Source organism: Klebsiella sp. KP20-425-1 (assembly GCF_025813515.1).
Lineage (GTDB): Bacteria > Pseudomonadota > Gammaproteobacteria > Enterobacterales > Enterobacteriaceae > Klebsiella > Klebsiella pneumoniae.
The window spans coordinates 2,764,208-2,785,771 of record NZ_CP109614.1; the positions used below are offsets into that span (position 1 = coordinate 2,764,208).

General features: G+C 58.5%; 20 protein-coding genes. 13 read left to right on the forward strand and 7 right to left on the reverse strand.

What is annotated here, in order from left to right:
• Positions 1-50: 50 nt before the first annotated feature.
• Entirely contained in the window at positions 51-959 is a 909-nt protein-coding gene (locus OHJ17_RS13655; RefSeq protein ID WP_032415663.1) for a LysR family transcriptional regulator, read from the reverse strand.
• 166 nt (positions 960-1,125) lie between these two features.
• Here OHJ17_RS13655 and OHJ17_RS13660 point away from each other — a divergent pair, with 166 nt between their 5' ends.
• The 3 genes from OHJ17_RS13660 (at position 1,126) to abgT (ending at position 5,531) form a co-directional block, all read left to right on the forward strand.
• The gene (locus OHJ17_RS13660; protein ID WP_015958358.1) at positions 1,126-2,436 is read left to right on the forward strand and encodes a M20 family metallo-hydrolase; all 1,311 of its coding nucleotides are present in this window, start codon (positions 1,126-1,128) and stop codon (positions 2,434-2,436) included.
• Positions 2,436-3,881 (forward strand): M20 family metallopeptidase, encoded by a 1,446-nt coding sequence (locus OHJ17_RS13665; RefSeq protein WP_004190329.1) that lies wholly within the window; start codon positions 2,436-2,438, stop codon positions 3,879-3,881. Before OHJ17_RS13660 ends, OHJ17_RS13665 begins: the two co-directional genes overlap by 1 nt.
• Positions 3,882-4,004: 123 nt before the next feature.
• On the forward strand, positions 4,005-5,531 hold the full coding sequence (gene abgT, locus OHJ17_RS13670; protein WP_002903400.1) for a p-aminobenzoyl-glutamate transporter: 1,527 nt from the start codon (positions 4,005-4,007) through the stop codon (positions 5,529-5,531).
• A 32-nt stretch (positions 5,532-5,563) separates the two neighbouring features.
• On the opposite strand, the gene OHJ17_RS13675 is transcribed toward abgT, so the two are convergent.
• The gene (locus tag OHJ17_RS13675; protein ID WP_002903398.1) at positions 5,564-5,722 is read right to left on the reverse strand and encodes a hypothetical protein; all 159 of its coding nucleotides are present in this window, start codon (positions 5,720-5,722) and stop codon (positions 5,564-5,566) included.
• Positions 5,723-6,014: 292 nt separating this feature from the next.
• Between OHJ17_RS13675 and ogt the strand changes: the two genes are divergently transcribed.
• The 3 genes from ogt (at position 6,015) to uspE (ending at position 8,566) form a co-directional block, all read left to right on the forward strand.
• The gene (gene ogt, locus OHJ17_RS13680) at positions 6,015-6,530 is read left to right on the forward strand and encodes a methylated-DNA--[protein]-cysteine S-methyltransferase (protein WP_004224598.1); all 516 of its coding nucleotides are present in this window, start codon (positions 6,015-6,017) and stop codon (positions 6,528-6,530) included.
• 194 nt (positions 6,531-6,724) lie between these two features.
• Positions 6,725-7,477, forward strand: coding sequence for a fumarate/nitrate reduction transcriptional regulator Fnr (fnr, locus tag OHJ17_RS13685; RefSeq protein ID WP_002903394.1), 753 nt, complete (start codon positions 6,725-6,727; stop codon positions 7,475-7,477).
• Between the two features lie 138 nt (positions 7,478-7,615).
• A complete protein-coding gene (gene uspE, locus OHJ17_RS13690) occupies positions 7,616-8,566 on the forward strand; it encodes a universal stress protein UspE (RefSeq protein ID WP_002903391.1) in 951 nt (316 codons plus the stop codon).
• Between the two features lie 109 nt (positions 8,567-8,675).
• On the opposite strand, the gene OHJ17_RS13695 is transcribed toward uspE, so the two are convergent.
• The 3 genes from OHJ17_RS13695 to pntA form a co-directional block, all read right to left on the reverse strand.
• Positions 8,676-8,864, reverse strand: a complete 189-nt coding sequence (locus tag OHJ17_RS13695) for a YdiH family protein (RefSeq protein WP_004887037.1) — start codon at positions 8,862-8,864, stop codon at positions 8,676-8,678.
• A 148-nt stretch (positions 8,865-9,012) separates the two neighbouring features.
• Entirely contained in the window at positions 9,013-10,401 is a 1,389-nt protein-coding gene (gene pntB / locus OHJ17_RS13700) for a Re/Si-specific NAD(P)(+) transhydrogenase subunit beta (protein WP_002903386.1), read from the reverse strand.
• A 10-nt stretch (positions 10,402-10,411) separates the two neighbouring features.
• On the reverse strand, positions 10,412-11,941 hold the full coding sequence (pntA, locus tag OHJ17_RS13705) for a Re/Si-specific NAD(P)(+) transhydrogenase subunit alpha (RefSeq protein ID WP_004148265.1): 1,530 nt from the start codon (positions 11,939-11,941) through the stop codon (positions 10,412-10,414).
• A gap of 521 nt (positions 11,942-12,462) precedes the next feature.
• Between pntA and ydgH the strand changes: the two genes are divergently transcribed.
• The 3 genes from ydgH to folM all read left to right on the forward strand — a co-directional run bounded on the left by ydgH (position 12,463) and on the right by folM (position 15,732).
• Positions 12,463-13,413, forward strand: coding sequence for a DUF1471 family protein YdgH (ydgH, locus tag OHJ17_RS13715; RefSeq protein WP_002903384.1), 951 nt, complete (start codon positions 12,463-12,465; stop codon positions 13,411-13,413).
• 177 nt (positions 13,414-13,590) lie between these two features.
• A complete protein-coding gene (locus OHJ17_RS13720; protein WP_004183892.1) occupies positions 13,591-14,973 on the forward strand; it encodes an amino acid permease in 1,383 nt (460 codons plus the stop codon).
• Between the two features lie 36 nt (positions 14,974-15,009).
• Complete coding sequence (gene folM / locus OHJ17_RS13725) at positions 15,010-15,732, forward strand: dihydromonapterin reductase (RefSeq protein WP_004179681.1); 723 nt, start codon at positions 15,010-15,012, stop codon at positions 15,730-15,732.
• Here folM and OHJ17_RS13730 read toward each other — a convergent pair.
• Positions 15,729-16,064: a GlpM family protein gene (locus OHJ17_RS13730; protein WP_002903379.1), complete on the reverse strand. Its 336-nt coding sequence runs from the start codon at positions 16,062-16,064 to the stop codon at positions 15,729-15,731. The two genes, folM and OHJ17_RS13730, sit on opposite strands and share 4 nt — an antisense overlap.
• 128 nt (positions 16,065-16,192) lie before the next feature.
• On the opposite strand from OHJ17_RS13730, the gene rstA reads away from it, so the two are divergent.
• From rstA to tus, 4 genes are all read left to right on the forward strand, one after another.
• Positions 16,193-16,912, forward strand: a complete 720-nt coding sequence (rstA, locus tag OHJ17_RS13735; protein ID WP_002903377.1) for a two-component system response regulator RstA — start codon at positions 16,193-16,195, stop codon at positions 16,910-16,912.
• Positions 16,913-17,154: 242 nt separating this feature from the next.
• Entirely contained in the window at positions 17,155-17,517 is a 363-nt protein-coding gene (locus OHJ17_RS13740; RefSeq protein ID WP_002903374.1) for a hypothetical protein, read from the forward strand.
• A 256-nt stretch (positions 17,518-17,773) separates the two neighbouring features.
• Complete coding sequence (gene rstB, locus OHJ17_RS13745) at positions 17,774-19,075, forward strand: two-component system sensor histidine kinase RstB (RefSeq protein WP_004140030.1); 1,302 nt, start codon at positions 17,774-17,776, stop codon at positions 19,073-19,075.
• Between the two features lie 75 nt (positions 19,076-19,150).
• Positions 19,151-20,083, forward strand: a complete 933-nt coding sequence (tus, locus tag OHJ17_RS13750) for a DNA replication terminus site-binding protein (RefSeq protein WP_032432993.1) — start codon at positions 19,151-19,153, stop codon at positions 20,081-20,083.
• On the opposite strand, the gene fumC is transcribed toward tus, so the two are convergent.
• Positions 20,073-21,473, reverse strand: a complete 1,401-nt coding sequence (gene fumC, locus OHJ17_RS13755; RefSeq protein WP_002903315.1) for a class II fumarate hydratase — start codon at positions 21,471-21,473, stop codon at positions 20,073-20,075. The two genes, tus and fumC, sit on opposite strands and share 11 nt — an antisense overlap.
• Between the last annotated feature and the right edge of the window lie 91 nt (positions 21,474-21,564).

Below are 21,564 nucleotides of genomic sequence, written 5' to 3' on the forward strand. Positions count from 1 at the left end.
CTCTCAACGCGTTTAGCCGCGTTCGCTGGCAAAGTGAGCGCGACGGACGATTAAGGAAACAATTGTCGGCTCTGGCGGCGGAACAGGGTGATTAACGACGCCGTGAGCGGCGTCTGCCGGGTATCGCGCCGCTGGATCAGATAATAGGTGGCGGTGGGTAACACTTCACGGATGGGGATCATCACCAGTTTGTCGGCCATCAGCGGGTCGTTGCCCAGCTCCACCGGCAGGATGCTGAGAAAATCACTTTTCACCACCAGGCTGATGCAGGATGAGAACGTTTCGCAGACGATCCCCACCTTTGGCTCCCGTCCCAGCTGTTCGAAGCGCTCCTGCAGCTGCTTGAAGTAGCTGCCGCGCGGCGTCGGCATGGTCCAGTGGTGATCCATCAACTCCCCCAGCGAGGTGGCCTGCGCCGCCGGATGGCCCGCGCGGGCGAACACCGCGAACGGTTTCTCAAACAGTTTCTCAAAGCTGAACTCATGGTCGTACGGCCCGGGGTAATAGGTATTGATGGTGAAATCCAGCTCTCCCTGGCGCAGCTCATTGATCATCGCCAGCAGTTGGCCCTCCATGATCCGCACCTTTACCTGCGGATGCTGCTGATGAAAGCGGCAGATCACCGACGGCATCAGCGACCGGGCGACGCTGGCGCCGAGGCCAATATTAATTTGCCCGGCCTGCTCGCCCTGGCGCTGCAGCAGTTCGTCCTGCGCCGCCCGCAGCTCCTCAAGGATCAAGCTCGCATGTTGGTAAAAGCTTTCGCCGTTTTCGGTCAGCGCCACCCCCTGACTGCGGCGGACGAACAGCTGGGCGGAAAGCCCCTCCTCCAGCTCTTTAATCGCTTTGGTCAGGGCCGGCTGCGAGACCGCCAGCGCCCGGCTGGCACCGCGAATACTCCCTTCCCGGGCCACTTCGACGAAGGCGCGGATATGATGAAATTTAATCTGAAATGCCATGCTTTCGGTGATAACCATTGTTTATCAGACAGAAGAAATTCACATCTACTGTAATCCATCAGGCTGTGGCAGGTTAAGTGGGATACGGCCTGTAAAACGCAAGTGATAAACAAAAGCTATCACATCGTGAACGCCGTCACATTTTTTACTTATGACAGGATAAGCTATGCCGCAACTTGATGAATACCTCCGCCAGCTGGCGCCCTCCATGACCCAATGGCGCCGCGATTTTCACCTGCACGCTGAATCCGGCTGGCTGGAGTTTCGCACCGCCAGTAAGGTCGCGGATATTCTTGACGGGCTCGGCTATCAGCTGGCGCTAGGCCGCGACGTCATCGATGCCGACAGCCGGATGGGGCTGCCGGACGAGGAGACCCTGGCCCGGGCTTTCGAACGCGCCCGCGAACAGGGCGCGCCGGAGCGCTGGCTGCCGGCGTTTGAAGGTGGTTTCGCCGGCGTGGTGGCCACGCTCGACACCGGGCGGCCCGGGCCAACCCTGGCCTTTCGCGTCGATATGGATGCCCTCGATCTCAACGAACAGCATGACGATAGCCACCGCCCCCATCGCGATCATTTCGCCTCCTGCAACGCCGGCATGATGCACGCCTGCGGCCATGACGGCCATACCGCCATCGGGCTGGGGCTGGCGCATGTGCTCAAGCAGTATGCCGCCCAGCTCAATGGCGTCATTAAACTGATTTTCCAGCCTGCTGAAGAGGGTACCCGCGGCGCCCGCGCGATGGTGGCCGCCGGCGTGGTTGATGACGTGGATTATTTCACGGCGATCCATATCGGGACCGGCGTGCCGGCAGGTACCGTCGTCTGCGGTGGAGACAACTTTATGGCCACCACCAAATTCGACGTGCAGTTCAGCGGCGTGGCCGCCCACGCCGGCGGCAAGCCCGAGGACGGGCGCAACGCGCTGCTGGCCGCCGCCCAGGCCGCCCTTGGCCTGCACGCCATCCCGCCGCACAGCGCCGGCGCCTCGCGGGTCAACGTCGGGGTGATGCAGGCCGGTACCGGGCGCAACGTGGTGCCCTCTTCCGCGCTGTTAAAAGTGGAAACCCGCGGCGAAAGCGAAGCCATTAATCAGTACGTGTTCGAGCGGGCGCAGCACGTCGTCGCCGGGGCGGCGGCGATGTACGAAGCCCGCTACGAACTGCGCATGATGGGCGCGGCGACCGCCAGCGCACCGTCGCCGGCGTGGGTGGACTATCTGCGCGAACAGGCCGCCCGGGTGCCCGGCGTGCAACAGGCGGTGGATCGCATCGCCGCCCCGGCGGGCTCCGAAGACGCCACCCTGATGATGGCCCGGGTCCAGGCGCGCGGCGGCCTCGCCTCGTACATGATTTTCGGCACTGAACTCAGCGCCGGTCACCACAACGAAAAGTTTGACTTCGACGAGAGCGTGATGGCGGTAGCGGTCGAAACCCTGGCGCGCGTCGCGCTTAACTTTCCCTGGCAGCGGGGGGTGTAATGGAAGCCATTTTTCAGTTTGTGGACGAGGTGGTTGAGGCACAACGCGACACTTACTGCGCCATCGCCGACGACATCTGGGACCACCCGGAGACCCGCTTTGAGGAGTTCTGGTCAGCCCAACGGCTGGCCGACGCCCTGGAGGCGGAAGGTTTTCAGCTCACCCGCGATGCTGGCGGGATCCCGAATGCCTTTATCGCCAGCGTCGGTGAGGGCCAACCGGTCATTGCCCTGCTCGGCGAATTTGACGCCCTGGCGGGACTCAGCCAGCAGGCCCACAGCGCGGAACCGACGCCCTTGACACCGGGAGCCAACGGCCACGGCTGTGGGCACAATCTGCTCGGCACCGCGGCATTCGCCGCGGCGGTCGCCGCCAAAGGCTGGCTGCAGCAGCACGGCGACAGCGGCACTCTGCGCTTCTACGGTTGTCCCGGCGAGGAAGGCGGTTCGGGAAAAACCTTTATGGTGCGCGAAGGGTTGTTTGATGATGTCGATGCGGCGCTGACCTGGCATCCGGAAGCCTGGGCCGGGATGTTCAGCACCCGCACCCTCGCCAACATTCAGGCGGCATGGCGATTTACCGGCACCGCGGCCCACGCCGCTAATTCGCCGCACCTGGGCCGGAGCGCGCTGGATGCCGTCACCCTGATGACCACCGGCAGCAATTTCCTCAATGAACATATCATCGAGAAGGCGCGCGTCCATTACGCCATTACCGATACCGGCGGCGTCTCGCCCAACGTGGTGCAGGCGCAGGCGGAAGTGCTGTATTTGATCCGCGCGCCGGAGATGGCCGACGCTGAGCAAATCTTCGCCCGCATAGAGAAGATTGCCCAGGGGGCCGCGCTGATGACCGAGACCCAGGTCAGCTGCCGCTTTGAAAAAGCCTGCTCCAGCTATCTGCCCAACCGCACGCTTGAGGCGGCGATGTATCAGGCGGTCTGTCATTACGGTACCCCCGCCTGGAGCGACGAGGAACGCGCTTTTGCCGCGGCGATCCGCGCCACTCTAAGCGCCAACGATATTAACAACAGCCTGAACAATATTGCCGGCACCAGTGGCGAGGAAGGCAAAACGTTCGCTCGTCGCCACCGCGACACCTTGCTGATTGATGAGGTGGCGCCCTGGGTGGCCACGGATAACGTCCTCGCCGGATCCACCGACGTCGGCGATGTTAGCTGGAAAGCGCCGGTGGCCCAGTGCTTCAGCCCGTGCTTCGCGGTGGGTACCCCGCTGCACAGCTGGCAGCTGGTGAGCCAGGGCAGAACCTCCATTGCCCATAAAGGGATGTTGCTGGCGGGGAAAGTCCTCGCGGCGACCGCCATCCGTTTATTCAGCGACAGCGCCCTGCTGGCGGCCAGCCAGCAAGAGCTCAGGCAGGTACTGGCCGAACGCCCCTATCGTTGCCCGATCCCGGCGGAGGTGAGTCCGTCCGTTTTACGATAACCACTTAAGACAGGCTACTCCTGGCCAACGCTGACCGGCATCGCGGCACGCACCGACCATAATAACCGCCGGCAGTACGGGAGCAGGCCTGCCCAACACAACAACGACAACAGAGGAATGCCCATGAGTATGTCATCCATACCGTCATCTTCCCCCGGCGGAAAGCGCTATGGCTGGGTAGAGAAGATCGGTAACAAGGTCCCGCACCCGTTTTTGCTGTTTATCTATCTCATCGCCGTGCTGATCGCTGCCACGGCAATCCTCTCCGCCCTCAACGTTGGGGTACAAAACCCAACTGACGGTTCGCGGGTGGTGGTCAAAAACCTGCTCAGCGTGGAAGGATTGCACTGGTTTTTGCCGAACGTGATTAAAAACTTCAGCGGTTTCGCGCCGCTGGGCGCGATCCTCGCCCTGGTGCTGGGCGCCGGCTTTGCCGAGCGGGTGGGCCTGTTACCGGCGTTGATGGTCAAGATGGCCTCGCACGTCAGCGCCCGCTATGCCAGCTATATGGTGCTGTTTATCGCCTTTTTCAGCCATATCTCTTCCGATGCGGCGCTGGTGATTATGCCGCCGCTGGGGGCGCTGATGTTTCTTGCCGTCGGTCGGCATCCTGTCGCTGGTCTGCTGGCGGCGATAGCCGGCGTGGGCTGCGGCTTTACCGCCAATCTACTGATTGTCACCACCGACGTGCTGCTCTCCGGGATCAGCACCGAGGCGGCAAAGTCCATCGATGCCTCTTTGCACGTCAGCGTGATCGACAACTGGTACTTTATGGCGACCTCGGTGATCGTTCTGACGCTCGTCGGCGGACTGATCACCGATAAGCTGGTCGAGCCGCGGCTGGGCCAGTGGCAAGGCAGTCGTGATGAAAAGCTGCAGACGCTGACGCCCGGGGAGCGGTTCGGCCTGCGCATCGCCGGCGTGGCGACGCTGGTATTCGTGGCGGTCATCGCCCTGATGGTGGTCCCCGAAAACGGTATTCTTCGCGATCCGGTTCAGCATACGGTCATGCCCTCGCCGTTTATCAAAGGCATCGTGCCGCTAATTATCTTTTTCTTCTTTGTCGTGTCGCTGGCATACGGCATCGCCACCGGCAAAATTCGCCGCCAGGCCGACCTGCCGCAGTTGATGATTGAGCCGATGAAAGAGATGGCCGGGTTTATCGTGATGGTCTTCCCGCTGGCGCAGTTCGTGGCGATGTTCAACTGGAGCAACATGGGCAAGTTTATGGCCGTCGGGCTGACGGATCTGCTGGAGAGTTCAGGCATGAACGGTGTTCCGGCGTTTGTCGGTCTTGCGCTGCTGTCGGCTTTTCTGTGTATGTTTATCGCCAGCGGCTCGGCCATCTGGTCGATTCTGGCGCCGATCTTCGTGCCAATGTTTATGCTGTTGGGCTTTCACCCGGCGTTTGCGCAGATCCTGTTTCGTATCGCTGATTCATCGGTGCTGCCGCTGGCGCCGGTGTCACCGTTTGTGCCGTTGTTTCTCGGCTTTCTACAGCGCTACCGGCCGGATGCCCGCCTCGGCACCTACTACTCGCTGGTGCTCCCTTACCCGCTGATTTTTCTCGCCGTCTGGCTGCTGTTGCTGGTGGGCTGGTATCTGGTGGGACTGCCGATCGGCCCTGGCATCTATCCGCGGCTGTCTTAACCCACCGATGCGCCAGGGACGGCCGCCTTAGCTTAACGCGATATCTTCACTTTGAACTTACGGGTCGCTTCCCCGGCTCCGGCGAATATGCCGAAAAGCGCGCGATACCCTCGCTCAAGCAACAGCGACATACCGTGAATAACCAGACCGCTGAAGATCAGTACGATTACGCCAGTCAGTATATATTGCATAGCTCCACCTCTGAGTTATTAACCGCGCCGCGCCGACGCGGTAGCACTTTCCCGAGCGCGCACAGCGGCGCGGAGGACCGACGTCGTCAGCTTAAAAGTAGCAAAAACCCTGTCCGGTAACCCGCCAGGATCGATCCAAAAATAAATCATCGTGGCGATCGCAGAATGCCTCCACGGCGGATAGCCCGCCGTGCTATCTGGCGATGCGGTTTTACCTTTTGGGAGTATAGTTGACTGCCGTCAGCGCGTGGTATCGTGTGCCTCTCATGTACGATGGTGGATGACAGAAACGATGTTGACCTTGCTGCAGGATAAAATGGATACCCCGCTGGGGCCGTTGTGGGTGCTTTGCGACGAACAGTTTAATTTGCGCGCCGTCGAGTGGGACGAGCACCGCGATCGGATGGAAACGCTGCTCGACGTTCACTATCGCCGGGAAGGCTATCAGCGCGTCGACTGCCGCAATCCCGGCGGTCTCAGCAGTAAGCTGAGCGACTATTTTGCCGGCGATTTAGCCATTATCGAGACTCTGCCTACCGCCACCGCCGGCACCCCTTTTCAGCGCCAGGTCTGGCAGGCGTTACGCGATATCCCCTGTGGCCAGGTGATGCACTACGGCCAACTGGCCGAGGCGCTCGGTCGTCCCGGCGCCGCGCGCGCGGTGGGCGCCGCCAATGGCGCCAATCCGGTGAGTATCGTGGTGCCCTGCCATCGGGTCATCGGGCGCAACGGCACCATGACCGGCTATGCCGGCGGCGTACAGCGTAAAGAGTGGCTTTTGCGTCACGAGGGCTATCTGTTGCTTTGACTGAAAATGCCTTTTCTGGAATTTTCAGGTAATTTTACAATCAAAAGTGGCGTAATAATCTGTTTTTAATCAAATAGATACACAAGCAATTTGATTTACCCTGCTGATATTACGTGTTTCCGGGCCTGAAGACTTACCTGCTGATCAAAAAGATGTTAAAATTGACCAATATCAATTAAGGCCTGAGCAGACATATGATCCCTGAGAAGCGAATTATTCGACGCATTCAGTCTGGCGGTTGTGCAATCCATTGTCAGGATTGCAGCATTAGCCAGCTCTGCATCCCCTTTACTCTGAACGAGCATGAGCTTGATCAGCTGGATAATATTATCGAGCGGAAAAAGCCTATCCAGAAAGGTCAAACCTTGTTCAAAGCCGGTGATGAGCTGAAGTCGTTGTACGCTATTCGCTCCGGGACCATCAAAAGCTATACCATCACCGAGCAAGGTGATGAGCAGATCACTGGCTTCCATCTGGCGGGCGACCTGGTGGGCTTTGACGCCATCGGCACCGGTCTGCACCCGAGCTTTGCGCAGGCGCTGGAAACCTCAATGGTCTGCGAGATCCCCTTCGAAACCCTTGACGATCTTTCCGGAAAAATGCCCAATCTGCGTCAGCAGATGATGCGCCTGATGAGCGGTGAGATTAAAGGCGACCAGGATATGATCCTGTTGCTTTCCAAAAAGAATGCCGAAGAGCGCCTGGCCGCGTTTATCTATAACCTTTCTCGTCGTTTCGCCCAGCGCGGCTTCTCACCACGTGAGTTCCGGCTGACCATGACCCGCGGCGATATTGGCAACTATCTCGGCCTCACCGTCGAAACCATCAGCCGTCTGCTGGGCCGTTTTCAGAAAAGCGGCATGCTGGCGGTGAAAGGCAAATATATCACTATTGAAAACAGCGATCTGCTGGCCCAGCTGGCCGGGCAGGCGCGCAACGTCGCTTAATCTCTGCGCAATACCTGGTCACGATCGGCAATTTTTTCAGATTTGTTGATCTGACCAGGCTCCTCCCCTGTTTCAATTCATCCATATAGGTTATCTTTTTAATAACTGACGGTAGCTGCAGTTGTAAGGAGACCCTGTATGGCGAAGTATCAGAGCATGCTGGTAGTAATCGATCCTAACCAGGACGACCAGCCGGCGCTAAGGCGAGCGGTGTACCTGCACCAACGGATTGGTGGACGCATCAAAGCCTTTTTGCCGATCTATGATTTTTCCTATGAAATGACCACCCTGCTGTCGCCGGATGAGCGGACGGCAATGCGCCAGGGCGTCATTGCCCAACGAACGGCCTGGATCCGCGAGCAGGCGAAATTCTACCTGGAATCGGGCGTGCCGATTGACGTGAAAGTGGTGTGGCACAACCGCCCCTTCGAAGCGATTATTCAGGAGGTGGTCAGTGAGAAACACGATCTGCTGCTGAAGATGGCCCACCAGCACGACAAACTGGAGGCGGTGATCTTTACCCCGACGGACTGGCATCTGCTGCGTAAATGCCCTTGCCCGGTGTGGATGGTCAAAGACCAGCCGTGGCCGGAAGGCGGCAAAGCGCTGGTCGCCGTCAATCTCGCCAGCGAAGAGAATTATCACAACACCCTTAACGAGAAGCTGGTTCGCGAGACGCTGTCGCTGGCGGAAGAAGTCAACCACACTGAAGTGCACCTGATCGGTGCCTACCCGGTGACGCCGATCAATATCGCGATAGAACTGCCGGATTTTGATCCCAGCGTCTACAACGACGCGATCCGCGGCCAGCATCTGCTGGCGATGAAAGCGCTGCGGCAGAAGTTTGGCATCGATGAAAAATTCACCCACGTCGAAAAAGGACTGCCTGAAGAGGTGATCCCGGACCTCGCCGAGCATCTGCAGGCGGGGATCGTGGTGCTGGGAACGGTCGGACGTACCGGCCTGTCGGCGGCGTTCCTCGGCAATACCGCGGAACAGGTTGTCGACCACCTGCGCTGTGACCTGCTGGTGCTGAAACCGGAGGCCTACCAGACGCCGGTGGAACTGGACGACGACGACGACGATTAACCGCCACCGCTCATCTTCCCCCGCCTCGCGGGGGATTTTTTTGCTTGCTGCCAGCCAGGCACAAAAAAAGGGCCGTTGGCGGCCCCTGTCGCTGTCCAGCGAGAATGGCTTAGTGGATACCCAGACGCCAGGCCAGATCGATCTCTTCTTTCAGCTCCAGCGAGGAGAGCGCCATCAGGTCAGCAAACTCCAGCTCCAGCAGTTTAAGTTTTTTCAGATACTGCGCTGGGGTCATGACGGTAGTGTCGCGGCGTAAGAATTCGATGGCCATCTGCGTTGGGGTTAACTCGGTATCCATAATATCCTCTGTCTGATGTAAGAACAGGAACATTATATCACCTCTTGCTGCTTATTTTATGAACAATTCCAGGCATTCCCCTGCATATAAAAAAGCCGTCTCACAGGAGACGGCTTATAAACAAACGTTGTAAAACAATTATGTTACATTACAGCGCTTTCAGGATCGCATCGACGCTGGCTTTAGCATCGCCAAACAGCATATGTGTGTTCTCTTTAAAGAACAGCGGGTTCTGTACGCCGGCGTAACCGGTGTTCATTGAACGCTTAAAGACCACCACATTCTGCGCTTTCCACACCTCGAGCACCGGCATGCCGGCGATCGGGCTCTTCGGATCGTCCTGCGCCGCCGGGTTGACGGTATCGTTGGCGCCGATCACCAGCACGGTGTCGGTGTCGCTGAAATCGTCGTTGATCTCATCCATCTCCAGCACGATGTCGTAAGGCACTTTGGCTTCCGCCAGCAGGACGTTCATATGCCCCGGCAGGCGCCCGGCCACCGGATGAATACCAAAGCGTACTTTGATACCCCGCGCCCGCAGCTTCTCGGTAATTTCTGCTACCGGATACTGCGCCTGAGCCACCGCCATACCGTAGCCCGGGGTGATGATCACCGAGTGCGAGTTTTTCAGCATCTCCGCCGTCTCTTCGGCACTAATCTCGCGATGCTCGCCCACTTCTTCATCGCCGCCGCTGGAGGAACCATCGGTGCCGAAGCCCCCGGCGATCACGCTGATAAAGGAGCGGTTCATCGCCTTACACATAATGTAAGAGAGGATGGCGCCGGAAGAGCCCACCAGCGCGCCGGTGACGATCAGCAGGTCATTACTCAGCATAAAGCCCGCCGCCGCTGCCGCCCAGCCCGAGTAGGAGTTGAGCATCGAGACCACCACCGGCATGTCCGCACCGCCGATAGAGGCCACCAGGTGCCAGCCAAAGGCCAGCGCGATCGCGGTCATCACCAGCAGGCACAGGACCTGGGTGCCGGTGCTGTCAGAGCGAACAAAAATCACCATCAGGATGAAGGAAACCACCAGCGCCGCCAGGTTCAGCTTATGGCGATTGGGCAGCATCAGCGGCCTGGAGGAAATTTTGCCGCGCAGTTTACCAAACGCCACCACCGAACCGGTGAAGGTCACCGCGCCGATGAAGATCCCGAGGAACACTTCGGTCAAATGAATATTGACCAGAATTTGCTCCATACCGGTTTCATGCTGCAGGTAGCTGTTGAAACCCACCAGCACCGCTGCCAGACCCACGAAGCTGTGCAGGATAGCCACCAGCTCCGGCATTTCGGTCATCTCGACCTTCTTCGCCAGACGAATACCGATCGCCCCGCCGATCACCATCGCAAGAATAATCCAGCCGACGTTGCCGGCGTCCGGCCCCAGGATGGTAGCGATCAGGGCAATGGCCATCCCGGCGATGCCGAAATAGTTGCCCTGCTGCGACGTTTCGTGTTTCGACAGGCCCGCCAGGCTGAAAATAAACAGGATTGCAGCAACAATGTATGCAGCCGTTACTAATCCACCAGACATGTGCTACCCCTTATCCTTTGCGAAACATTTTCAGCATGCGCTGAGTCACGGTAAAACCACCGAAAATATTAATGCTGGCGATCAGCACCGCGATAAAGCTCAGGAAGCTGACCCAGCCGCCGTGGCCTATCTGCAACAACGCGCCAACCACGATAATGCCCGAAATGGCATTGGTCACCGACATCAGCGGCGTATGCAGCGCATGGGAGACGTTCCACACCACGTAGTAACCCACCACGCAGGCCAGCGCGAAGACGGTGAAATGGCCGAGGAACTCTTTTGGCGCCACGTTGGCCAGCCAGCCGAAGAGAATAATCGCCAGCGCCATCAGCGCATATTTGCGCCACGGCGACGCCGGTTTCACCGCTTCTTTCGGCGCTTCCACTTTTTTCGCCGCGGCCTGCGGCTGAGCGGAGACCTGAATCGGCGGCGCCGGCCAGGTGATTTCACCTTCGCGAACAACGGTCACGCCGCGCACTACCACGTCATCGAAATCGATAACGATATTGCCGTCTTTCTCTTTGCACAGCAGCTTCAGCAGGTTCACCAGGTTGGTGCCGTAGAGCTGGGAGGACTGGGTCGGCAGACGGCCAGGAAGATCGGTGTAACCGATGATTTTCACGCCGTTGGCGGTGGTCACCACTTCGCCCGGTACGGTGTACTCACAGTTGCCGCCGTTTTGCGAGGCCAGATCGACCACCACGCTGCCCGATTTCATGGAGTCGACCATTTCGCGGGTGATCAGCTTCGGCGCTGGTTTGCCCGGGATTAACGCCGTGGTGACAATGATATCGACCTCTTTCGCCTGCGCGGCGAACAGCGCCATTTCAGCCTTAATAAAGGCCTCAGACATCACCTTGGCGTAGCCATCGCCGCTGCCCGCTTCCTCTTTAAAGTCCAGCTCGAGGAACTCGGCGCCCATACTCTGCACCTGCTCCTTCACTTCCGGACGGGTATCGAAGGCGCGAACAATAGCGCCCAGGCTGTTGGCGGCGCCAATCGCCGCCAGACCGGCTACCCCGGCGCCAATGACCATCACCTTGGCGGGCGGAACCTTGCCTGCCGCCGTAATCTGCCCGGTAAAGAATCGACCAAATTCATGCGCCGCTTCAACGATAGCGCGGTACCCGGCGATGTTGGCCATTGAGCTGAGCGCATCCAGCGACTGGGCGCGGGAAATACGCGGCACGGAATCCATCGCCATTACGTTGATATTACGGGCCGCCAGTTTTTCCATCAGCTGCGGGTTTTGCGCCGGCCAGATAAAACTAATCAGCGTGGTCCCCGGATTCAGCAGGGCAATTTCATCGTCATTCGGAGCATTGACCTTAAGGATGACATCAGACTGCCATACCTCGTCGCCGGTCACGATTTCAGCTCCTGCCTCGGCAAAGGCCTCATCGTCAAAGCTGGCCAGCTTCCCGGCGCCGCTTTCTACCGCGACGCTAAAGCCGAGTTTGAGCAATTGCTCAACGGTCTTCGGCGTGGCGGCGGCCCGGGTCTCCTGGGCTAGCCTTTCTTGTGGTACACCAATACGCATAGTTTTCCCTTCCATCGGTTTTTGATGATGGTTTACTTTTCTGCCCAACAACGCCAGGACGGCAAAATCTTCCTCGCCATCTTTCGCTGTCTACAAAATGAAACAGTAACAAACTTTTTATAACCTACTGAAAATACCGATTGTGATCTACTACGATAAAACACAAATTTTGATTTTATTGCTTATTGTCAGCTCAGATGGGTCCGGGCAGCAATATTTACCTGAATTTGCCGCCCAGGCCTGATAATCCGCTTATCCTGCGGTATAAAACGCCATTTATCGCCATTGAGATCATTGTGTTAACATTACATTAACTAATAAAAGTGGTATTGATTATCGTTTTTGCTGGTCAAGCGCCTGTTTTTTCAACATATCGAAAAATGTTATCTTTCCGTAGTATACGATTCGGGCGGCAAGCAAAAATTGACGCAGACAGTCACGGCGATTAAATGCAATAATCAAACGTTTTCAGTCAACAACAACACCAGTATATGGTTTGCGCAAGGCAAAGGATTATTTTTATGAAGCTTAAAAACACCCTCCTGGCGTCTGCTCTCCTGACAACCGCCACGTTGTCTGCCCATGCAGCGACCGAGTTGACCCCGGAGCAGGCGGCTGCGCTGAAGCCCTACGATCGCGTTGTCGTCACCGGCCGGTTTAATGCCATTGGCGATGCGGTACAGGCAGTATCGCGCAAAGCCGACAAAGACGGCGCGGCCTCATTCTATGTTGTCGACACGTCGGACTACGGCAATGGCGGCAACTGGCGCGTCACGGCTGACCTTTATAAAGAAGACGCGCCGAAAGCGGATGCGCCGAAGAATCGCATTATCAACGGCGTGATGGAGTTGCCGAAAGATCAGGCCGTTGAGCTGATGCCTTACGACACCGTCACCGTTCAGGGCTTCTATCGCAGCCAGCCGGAAGTCAACGACGCCATCACCAAAGCGGCGAAAGCAAAAGGCGCCTATGCGTTCTTTATCGTCCGCCAGGTTGACGCCAACCAGGGCGGCAACCAGCGCATTACCGCTTATATCTACAAAAAAGATGCTGAAAAACGCGTGCTGCAGAGCCCGGACGCTATCCCGGCTGACTCTGAAGCTGGCCGCGCAGCGCTGGCCAAAGGCGGCGAAGCGGCGAAGAACGTTGAAATTCCGGGCGTTGCCACCACCGCCGCGGTGGGTTCGGGTACCGGCGTTGGGCGTTTCTTTGAGACTCAGTCTTCGAAAGGTGGACGTTACACTGTCACCCTGCCGAACGGCACTAAGGTCGAAGAAGTGAACAAAGTGACTGCGGCGCAAATGGTGCCGTTCGATAACATCCAGTTCACCGGCAACTACGGCAACATGACCGAGATCTCCTATCAGACGGCGAAACGCGCGGCGAAGAAAGGGGCGAAGTACTACCACATCACCCGCCAGTGGCAGGAACGCGGCGGCAACATCACCATCAGCGCCGATTTGTACAAATAATCGCTGCTGGCTGGCTAAAAAGGCGGCGCATTGCCGCCTTTTCATTTTTTTTCATCCCCCGCCATTGCATGGCCCCCGGACACTCCGTAAAATCCCGCGCCTTAGCGCAATCCTCCATTTTTATGCGATTTCGCAAAATAAATATTCTGGAACAGCCATTTTCACCTCGGGAATGCAATGGAAAAGAAACTGGGCCTGAGCGCCCTGACCGCCCTGGTCCTTAGCTCAATGCTCGGCGCTGGCGTATTCAGTTTGCCGCAAAATATGGCTGCCGTGGCCAGCCCCTCCGCTCTGCTCATTGGCTGGGCCATCACCGGCGTCGGGATCCTGTTTCTCGCTTTCGCCATGCTGCTGTTGACCCGTATTCGTCCCGACCTCGACGGCGGGATCTTCACCTACGCTCGCGAAGGATTCGGCGAACTGATCGGCTTCTGCTCCGCCTGGGGATACTGGCTGTGCGCGGTGATCGCCAACGTCTCCTATCTGGTTATCGTCTTTTCGGCGCTCAGTTTTTTCACCGATACCCCTGAGCTGCGCCTGTTTGGCGATGGTAATACCTGGCAGTCTATCGTTGGCGCGTCGGTTCTGCTGTGGGTCGTCCACTTTCTGGTCCTGCGCGGTGTCCAGACGGCAGCGGGGATTAACCTGGTGGCCACCCTCGCCAAGCTTCTGCCGCTGGGCGCCTTCGTCGCGCTCGCCGCCCTGGCCTTTCAGCTGGATACGTTCCGCCTCGATTTTAGCGGCCTGGCGCTGGGCGTGCCGGTATGGGAGCAGGTCAAAAACACCATGCTGATCACCCTGTGGGTGTTTATCGGCGTGGAGGGGGCGGTAGTCGTGTCCGCGCGGGCGCGACACAAGCGCGACGTTGGCCGCGCGACGCTGCTGGCGGTGCTGTCAGCCCTCGCGGTGTATCTGCTGGTCACCCTGCTGTCGCTGGGCGTTGTGCCGCGCAGCGAACTGGCCGAAATGCGCAACCCGTCGATGGCGGGACTGATGGTCAGGCTGATGGGGTCATGGGGGGAGATCGTCATTGCCGCCGGGCTGATCGTGTCGGTGTGCGGCGCTTATCTCAGCTGGACCATCATGGCCGCGGAGGTGCCTTTCCTCGCCGCCACTCATAAAGCCTTCCCGCGCCTGTTTGCCCGTCAGAATAGCAACAACGCCCCCTCCGCCTCATTGTGGTTGACCAATATCAGCGTTCAGGTATCGCTGGTGCTGATCTGGCTGACCGGATCGGACTACGGCACGCTGCTGACCATTGCCTCTGAGATGATTCTCGTGCCCTATCTGCTGGTCGGCGCCTTTCTGCTGAAAATCGCCACTCGCCCGCTGCATAAAGCGGTGGCTATCGGCGCCTGTATTTATGGCATATGGTTATTATACGCGTCGGGGCCTGTGCATTTGCTGTTGTCGGTGGTACTTTACGCTCCGGGTCTTCTGGTCTTTTTGTACGCCCGACGTACGCACCAGCACGATCGTTCGCTCAAACGCCGCGAAGTGGCGCTAATTGGTTTATTGCTGGTTGCCGCTGTGCCGGCAACGTGGATGCTGGTGGGGTAAGCGGTCGCCCTGCCGCAGAACGCATAGGAGATACCCATGGCTGAACAACAGCCCCGCCCGATTCTGATCACAGGAGCAGGCCGCCGCATCGGCCTCGCTCTGGCACACCATTTTCTGCAGCAGCGCCAGCCGGTCATCGTCAGCTATCGTACGCCCTATCCGGCGATTGACGGCCTGCGCGAAGCGGGCGCGCTCTGCCTGCAGGCCGATTTTAGCAGCGATGACGGCATTCTGACCTTCGCTGAAGCGGTCAAATCACACACCGACGGTCTGCGCGCCATCATCCATAACGCCAGCGACTGGATGGCGGAAAAGCCGGGCGTCCCGCTGAGCACCGTCATCAACCGCATGATGCAGATCCACGTCAACGCCCCCTATCTGCTCAACCATGCGCTGGAGGCGTTGCTGCGCGGCCACGGCCATGCCGCCAGCGACATTATCCATATCACCGATTACGTGGTGGAGCGCGGGAGCGACAAACATATCGCCTATGCCGCCAGCAAAGCCGCCCTGGATAACATGACCCGCTCCTTCGCTCGCAAGCTGGCGCCAGAGGTTAAGGTCAACGCCATCGCGCCGTCGCTAATCATGTTTAATGAGGGTGACGACGAGGCCTATCGTCAGCAGGCGCTGGATAAATCGCTGATGAAAATCGCCCCTGGCGAAAAAGAGATTAGCGATCTCATCGATTACCTGTTTACCAGCCGCTACGTTACCGGCCGCTCATTCGCTGTCGACGGCGGCCGCCCGCTGCGCTAGTGGAAACGGCTCCAGCCGAGGATTAACAGCCAGGCGCACAGCCCCCAGCATCCCACCGCGCCTGCCAGCGCCAACGGCAGGCGCATGATCCCGGTGAAATACCACAGTGACAGCAGATAGATAAAATAGGGAAGAATCGACCACATGCCGAAAACGATGGTCGCGCGCAGGGCTTCGATCCCCCGCTCGCTGGCGACAATATAATGGGCGATGAGCGCAAAGGTGGGAAACAGCGGGACCAGGCCAGCGATAGCGTAGTTTTTGGTTTTCGCCAGCACGCCAATCAGCACCACCACCAGCGCTCCCAGCAGCCCTTTGATTAACAGCCCCATGCCCGTATGCCTTAACAGTGAATCAATAAGTTAGGGCAGCATAGCGGATTTAACGCTGTTTATAAAAGAGTAATGGCGGGTAAAATAAGTGCGGTGTATGTTACTTCTTTTACTGATGTGCAATAGACATGAATAAAATCGTTTTTGTTGAGGATGACCCTGAGGTAGGCACGCTGATCGCCGCCTATCTCGGCAAGCATGATATGGATGTGGTGGTCGAGCCTCGCGGCGACCGCGCTGAGGAGGTGATCGCGCGGGAGAAACCGGATCTGGTGCTGCTGGACATTATGCTGCCCGGCAAGGACGGAATGACGCTCTGTCGCGATCTGCGCGGGCAATGGCAAGGGCCGATTGTCCTGCTGACTTCGCTCGACAGCGATATGAACCATATCCTCTCCCTGGAGATGGGCGCCAGCGATTATATTCTGAAAACCACGCCGCCAGCGGTACTTCTCGCGCGACTGCGTCTGCATTTGCGCCAGCATATTGCTCCGGCAGGCGCCGGATCCGCCTCCTCAACGCTCACGCCACATAAAACCATCTCCTTCGGCTCGCTGACCATTGACCCGGTCAACCGCCAGGTGCTGCTTGGCGGAGAAAACGTCGCCCTGTCGACCGCCGATTTCGATCTGCTGTGGGAGTTGGCCACCCACGCCGGGCAGATTATGGACCGCGACGCACTGCTGAAAAATTTACGCGGCGTGACCTATGACGGGATGGATCGCAGCGTCGACGTGGCTATCTCCCGCCTGCGCAAAAAACTGCTCGACAACGCCACGGAGCCCTATCGTATTAAGACCGTTCGCAACAAAGGCTACCTGTTCGCCCCTCACGCCTGGGATAACTAAGCAGCCCTGCTGCGGCCCTGCGAGGGGCCCGCTCATCGCGCGCTCGCCGGCGGCAAAGTTATCACGTTTGCTGCCTGCTGCGTTCGTCCCTGGCGCGCACATTCATCACCGGAACTTGTCATATTGATTAAATCAATAGAATTAGCCGTACAGAACCCCATCACATAACCCCTCAATATGATTGTGCTCAAGGACTTACCGCTGTCAGAGTGGCATAAAGCCTGAAAACACAGGACTTTTGCATGATGAAATACGTTGTACTTTTGGCACTCTCACTGTTCACTTCTCTCTCTGGCTGGGCTTTTTCCCTCGACAACGCCGATATTCGACTCCTCTGTCCGCAGCGCGGGCAAATCGAGGTGATCCTTCATCGCTATGAACATACCCAGCAATCCTGGGGGCAGCATCACTTTGAAACCGGCGGCGGCCACGTTCGCCAGGGGCCGCTGCTGGTGATCCCGTTTGCCAACCTCGATCAGATGATTTACCACCAGACCACCGGCGAGTTTGCTTACTGGTATGCCGAAACGGAAAAGCTGGTGCGCTGTCGGCTGCTGAGTCTGACGACCACCTATCCGGTAGACATTCCTTATTATCGTGAGTAGCGTATCCATCGACGCACAAAATACGATTGCCCTGCTCCCCCCGAGGGTGAAGAAATCACCGCATCGAGTGACACTGTCACCTTTTCACCGTTCTGTCTCCAGGCTGGCTATTGTCAGGGGGCATAAACCCTGCTTTGATAGCGTATCTATGATTTCCCCGCGCCTCGCCCGGGGATATCGATAACATTGACTCCCCGACGCGCAGAAGATGCCCCTGGGGCGCCAGACAGGTTTCTCTTGAATACGCGGTAATGTAATGAAAAAGCTGTTCGTGCAGTTCTATCTTCTGCTCTTCGTCTGCTTTCTGGTGATGACCATGCTGGTCGGTCTGGTCTATAAATTTACCGCGGAGCGCGCCGGACGGCAGTCGCTTGACGATTTGATGAAAAGCTCGCTGTATCTGATGCGCAGCGAGCTGCGGGAGATACCGCCACGCGACTGGAGCAAGACCCTTAAAGAGCTGGACCTGAATTTATCGTTTGATCTGCACATCGAGCCGATCAGCAAATTTAAGCTGTCGGAAAGCTCGATGCAGCACCTGCGCGCCGGCGATATCGTCGCCCTCGACGATCAGTACACCTTTATTCAGCGCATTCCCCGCAGCCACTATGTGCTGTCGGTGGGTCCGGTGCCCTATCTCTATTTTCTGCATGAGATGCGCCTGCTGGACGTGGCGCTGATGGCGTTTATTGCTATCTCGCTGGCCTTTCCGGTGTTTATCTGGATGCGCCCGCACTGGCAGGACATGCTGCGCATTGAGACGGCCGCCCAGCGCTTTGGCGAAGGTCACCTCAGCGAGCGCATTCACTTCGACAGTATGTCCAGCTTCGAGCGGCTCGGGGTGGCCTTTAACCAAATGGCCGATAACATTAATGCGCTTATTGCCAGCAAAAAGCAGCTGATTGACGGCATCGCCCATGAACTCAGGACACCGCTGGTACGCCTGCGCTACCGTCTGGAGATGAGCGAGAATCTCAGCGAGGCGGAATCGCAGGCGCTGAACCGCGATATCGGTCAGCTGGAGGCGCTGATTGAAGAGCTCCTGACCTACGCCCGCCTCGACCGCCCGCAGACGGAGCTCAGCCTGACGACTCCCGATTTTCCCGCCTGGATCAGCGATCACGTCGAGGATATCCAGATGGTTAACCCACAGCGCGAGGTCGCCCTGGCGACGCTGACCCACGGTAACTACGGCGCGCTGGATATGCGACTGATGGAGCGGGTGCTGGATAATTTGGTCAATAACGCCCTGCGCTACAGCAGCCAGCGGGTGGCGGTCAGCCTGACGCTGCAGGGTTCGCGCGCATCGTTGCTGGTTGAGGATGACGGCCCGGGAATCGCCCCCGAGGAGCGCGAGCGGGTGTTTGAGCCCTTTGTCCGCCTTGACCCCAGCCGGGACCGGGCGACAGGAGGCTGCGGCCTCGGCCTGGCGATTGTCCACAGTATCGCCCAGGCGATGGGCGGCGAGGTGCGCTGCGAGGCCAGCCCTCTCGGCGGCGCCCGCTTCTGCTTTAGCTGGCCGGTCTATCATCAGCTGCCTGATTTCACCTCTGCCTGAATAAAACTTGCGCAGAAGCCGCGGGCTGGGTATGCTGCAAAAATCTAATAGTATGTTGTAACTAAGGTGGTAATAATGGCCAGCTACGACCTCGTTGAACGTCTGAATAATACCTTTCGCCAGATCGAGCTGGAGCTGCAGGCGCTCCAGCAGGCGTTAAGTGACTGCCGTCTGCTGGCGGGCCGGGTATTTGAACTGCCGGCGATCGGTAAGGATGCCGAGCACGATCCGCTGGCCACTATTCCGGTGGTGCAGCACATCGGCAAGACGGCCCTGGCGCGCGCCCTGCGCCACTACAGACATCTGTTTATCCAGCAGCAATCGGAAAACCGCAGTAGCAAGGCCGCCGTACGCCTGCCGGGGGCTATCTGCCTGCAGGTTACCGCCGCGGAGCAGCAGGATCTGCTGGCGCGTATTCAGCATATCAATGCCCTGAAGGCCACCTTCGAGAAGATCGTCACCGTCGACTCCGGCCTGCCCCCCACCGCCCGTTTTGAGTGGGTACACCGTCATTTGCCGGGGTTGATCACCCTTAGCGCCTACCGCACGCTGACGCCCCTCATCGACCCGAGCACCATCCGCTTCGGCTGGGCCAATAAGCACGTCATCAAGAATCTGACCCGCGACCAGGTGTTGATGATGCTGGAGAAAAGCCTGCAAGCGCCGCGGGCGGTGCCGCCGTGGACCCGGGAGCAGTGGCAGAGCAAACTGGAAAGGGAGTATCAGGATATCGCCGCCCTGCCGCAGCGGGCGCGGCTGAAAATAAAACGACCGGTGAAAGTCCAGCCGATCGCCCGCGTCTGGTACGCCGGCGAGCAGAAACAGGTACAGTACGCCTGCCCCAGCCCGCTGATCGCCCTGATGTCCGGCAGCCGGGGGGTCAGCGTACCGGATATTGGCGAGCTGCTGAACTATGATGCCGACAATGTGCAGTATCGCTACAAACCGGAGGCGCAGTCGCTGAGATTGCTTATCCCGCGCCTACACCTCTGGCTGGCTAGCGAATAGCCAGGCTGCCGACCATCTCTTCCGGGCGCACCCAGCTGTCGAATTCGGCTTCCGTCAGGTAGCCCAGCGCCAGCGCCGAGGCTTTGAGAGTCAGCCCCTCATGGTGCGCTTTTTTAGCGATTTCCGCCGCCTTGTCGTAGCCGATATGGGTATTCAGCGCAGTAACCAGCATCAGCGACTCATTGAGCAACTGACTGATCCGCTCGCGATTCGGTTCAATACCCACCGCACAGTGCTCGTTAAAGCTCGCCATACCGTCCGCCAGCAGACGCACCGACTGCAGGAAGTTGTGGATGACCATCGGGCGATAGACGTTAAGCTCAAAGTTGCCGGAAGCACCGCCGATATTCACTGCCACGTCGTTGCCCATCACCTGGCAGCAGACCATGGTCAGAGCTTCGCACTGGGTTGGGTTAACCTTGCCCGGCATAATCGATGACCCTGGCTCGTTTTCCGGGATGGCGATTTCACCAATGCCGCAGCGGGGGCCGGAGGCCAGCCAGCGGACATCGTTAGCGATTTTCATCAGCGAGGCCGCCAGGCCTTTCAGCGCGCCGTGGGCATGGACCAGGGCATCCACAGTGGCCAGCGCTTCGAATTTGTTCGGCGCGGTGACAAATGGCTGTCCGCTGAGCGACGCCAGCTCGGCCGCCACCCGTACGGCATATTCCGGATGGGTATTCAGCCCGGTTCCTACCGCCGTCCCGCCCAGCGCCAGCTCGGCAAGATGCGGCTGACTGGCTTCAATGTGCTTCAGGCTATGGTCCAGCATCGCCACCCAGCCGGAGATCTCCTGGCCTAAGGTGAGCGGCGTGGCGTCCTGCAGATGGGTGCGGCCGATCTTGACGATATCCCTGAAGGCCACCGCTTTTTCATTGAGCGTCGCCCGCAGCGCCTGCAGTGACGGGATCACTTTTTCCCGCAGGGCAATCAGCGCCGCGACGTGCATGGCGGTGGGGAATACATCATTTGAGCTCTGGCTCTTATTCACATCGTCATTGGGATGAATTTTTCGCGCCATCCCCCGTTCTCCGCCGAGCAGTTCACTGGCGCGGTTGGCCAGCACCTCGTTCATATTCATATTGCTTTGGGTGCCGGAGCCGGTCTGCCAGATAGCCAGGGGGAACTCCTGCGCGTGCTTTCCGGCCAGCACTTCGTCAGCGGCGGCGACGATCGCCCCGGCTTTTTCCGCCGTCAACAGTCCGAGATCCTGGTTAACCTTCGCCGCCGCCCGCTTGGTCAGCGCCAGGGCGTATATCAGCTCCCCGGGCATTTTTTCGGTCGAGATGCGGAAATGCTCCAGCGAGCGCTGGGTCTGGGCGCCCCAGAGTTTATCGGCCGGGACCTCGATGGCGCCCATCGAGTCTTTTTCACTGCGATGCGTTGTCATTACTTTCTCCTTGGATGAAAAGTGCGTCATAGCGACAAAGCTCACCTGCTTAAAAGACTAAGTATTGGCCAGATTGATAAGTTGTTTTGGT

What these genes read in the sequence shown, in the direction of transcription:
- rstB (WP_004140030.1), top strand. Translation starts at nt 17,774, where the DNA reads ATGAAAAAGCTGTTCGTGCAGTTCTATCTTCTGCTCTTCGTCTGCTTT.
- OHJ17_RS13740 (WP_002903374.1), top strand. Translation starts at nt 17,155, where the DNA reads ATGATGAAATACGTTGTACTTTTGGCACTCTCACTGTTCACTTCTCTC.
- OHJ17_RS13655 (WP_032415663.1), bottom strand. Translation starts at nt 959, where the DNA reads ATGGCATTTCAGATTAAATTTCATCATATCCGCGCCTTCGTCGAAGTG.
- OHJ17_RS13660 (WP_015958358.1), top strand. Translation starts at nt 1,126, where the DNA reads ATGCCGCAACTTGATGAATACCTCCGCCAGCTGGCGCCCTCCATGACC.
- OHJ17_RS13730 (WP_002903379.1), bottom strand. Translation starts at nt 16,064, where the DNA reads ATGGGGCTGTTAATCAAAGGGCTGCTGGGAGCGCTGGTGGTGGTGCTG.
- fnr (WP_002903394.1), top strand. Translation starts at nt 6,725, where the DNA reads ATGATCCCTGAGAAGCGAATTATTCGACGCATTCAGTCTGGCGGTTGT.
- OHJ17_RS13675 (WP_002903398.1), bottom strand. Translation starts at nt 5,722, where the DNA reads ATGCAATATATACTGACTGGCGTAATCGTACTGATCTTCAGCGGTCTG.
- OHJ17_RS13695 (WP_004887037.1), bottom strand. Translation starts at nt 8,864, where the DNA reads ATGGATACCGAGTTAACCCCAACGCAGATGGCCATCGAATTCTTACGC.
- pntA (WP_004148265.1), bottom strand. Translation starts at nt 11,941, where the DNA reads ATGCGTATTGGTGTACCACAAGAAAGGCTAGCCCAGGAGACCCGGGCC.
- ogt (WP_004224598.1), top strand. Translation starts at nt 6,015, where the DNA reads ATGTTGACCTTGCTGCAGGATAAAATGGATACCCCGCTGGGGCCGTTG.
- OHJ17_RS13665 (WP_004190329.1), top strand. Translation starts at nt 2,436, where the DNA reads ATGGAAGCCATTTTTCAGTTTGTGGACGAGGTGGTTGAGGCACAACGC.
- ydgH (WP_002903384.1), top strand. Translation starts at nt 12,463, where the DNA reads ATGAAGCTTAAAAACACCCTCCTGGCGTCTGCTCTCCTGACAACCGCC.
- rstA (WP_002903377.1), top strand. Translation starts at nt 16,193, where the DNA reads ATGAATAAAATCGTTTTTGTTGAGGATGACCCTGAGGTAGGCACGCTG.
- folM (WP_004179681.1), top strand. Translation starts at nt 15,010, where the DNA reads ATGGCTGAACAACAGCCCCGCCCGATTCTGATCACAGGAGCAGGCCGC.
- tus (WP_032432993.1), top strand. Translation starts at nt 19,151, where the DNA reads ATGGCCAGCTACGACCTCGTTGAACGTCTGAATAATACCTTTCGCCAG.
- pntB (WP_002903386.1), bottom strand. Translation starts at nt 10,401, where the DNA reads ATGTCTGGTGGATTAGTAACGGCTGCATACATTGTTGCTGCAATCCTG.
- fumC (WP_002903315.1), bottom strand. Translation starts at nt 21,473, where the DNA reads ATGACAACGCATCGCAGTGAAAAAGACTCGATGGGCGCCATCGAGGTC.
- abgT (WP_002903400.1), top strand. Translation starts at nt 4,005, where the DNA reads ATGAGTATGTCATCCATACCGTCATCTTCCCCCGGCGGAAAGCGCTAT.
- OHJ17_RS13720 (WP_004183892.1), top strand. Translation starts at nt 13,591, where the DNA reads ATGGAAAAGAAACTGGGCCTGAGCGCCCTGACCGCCCTGGTCCTTAGC.
- uspE (WP_002903391.1), top strand. Translation starts at nt 7,616, where the DNA reads ATGGCGAAGTATCAGAGCATGCTGGTAGTAATCGATCCTAACCAGGAC.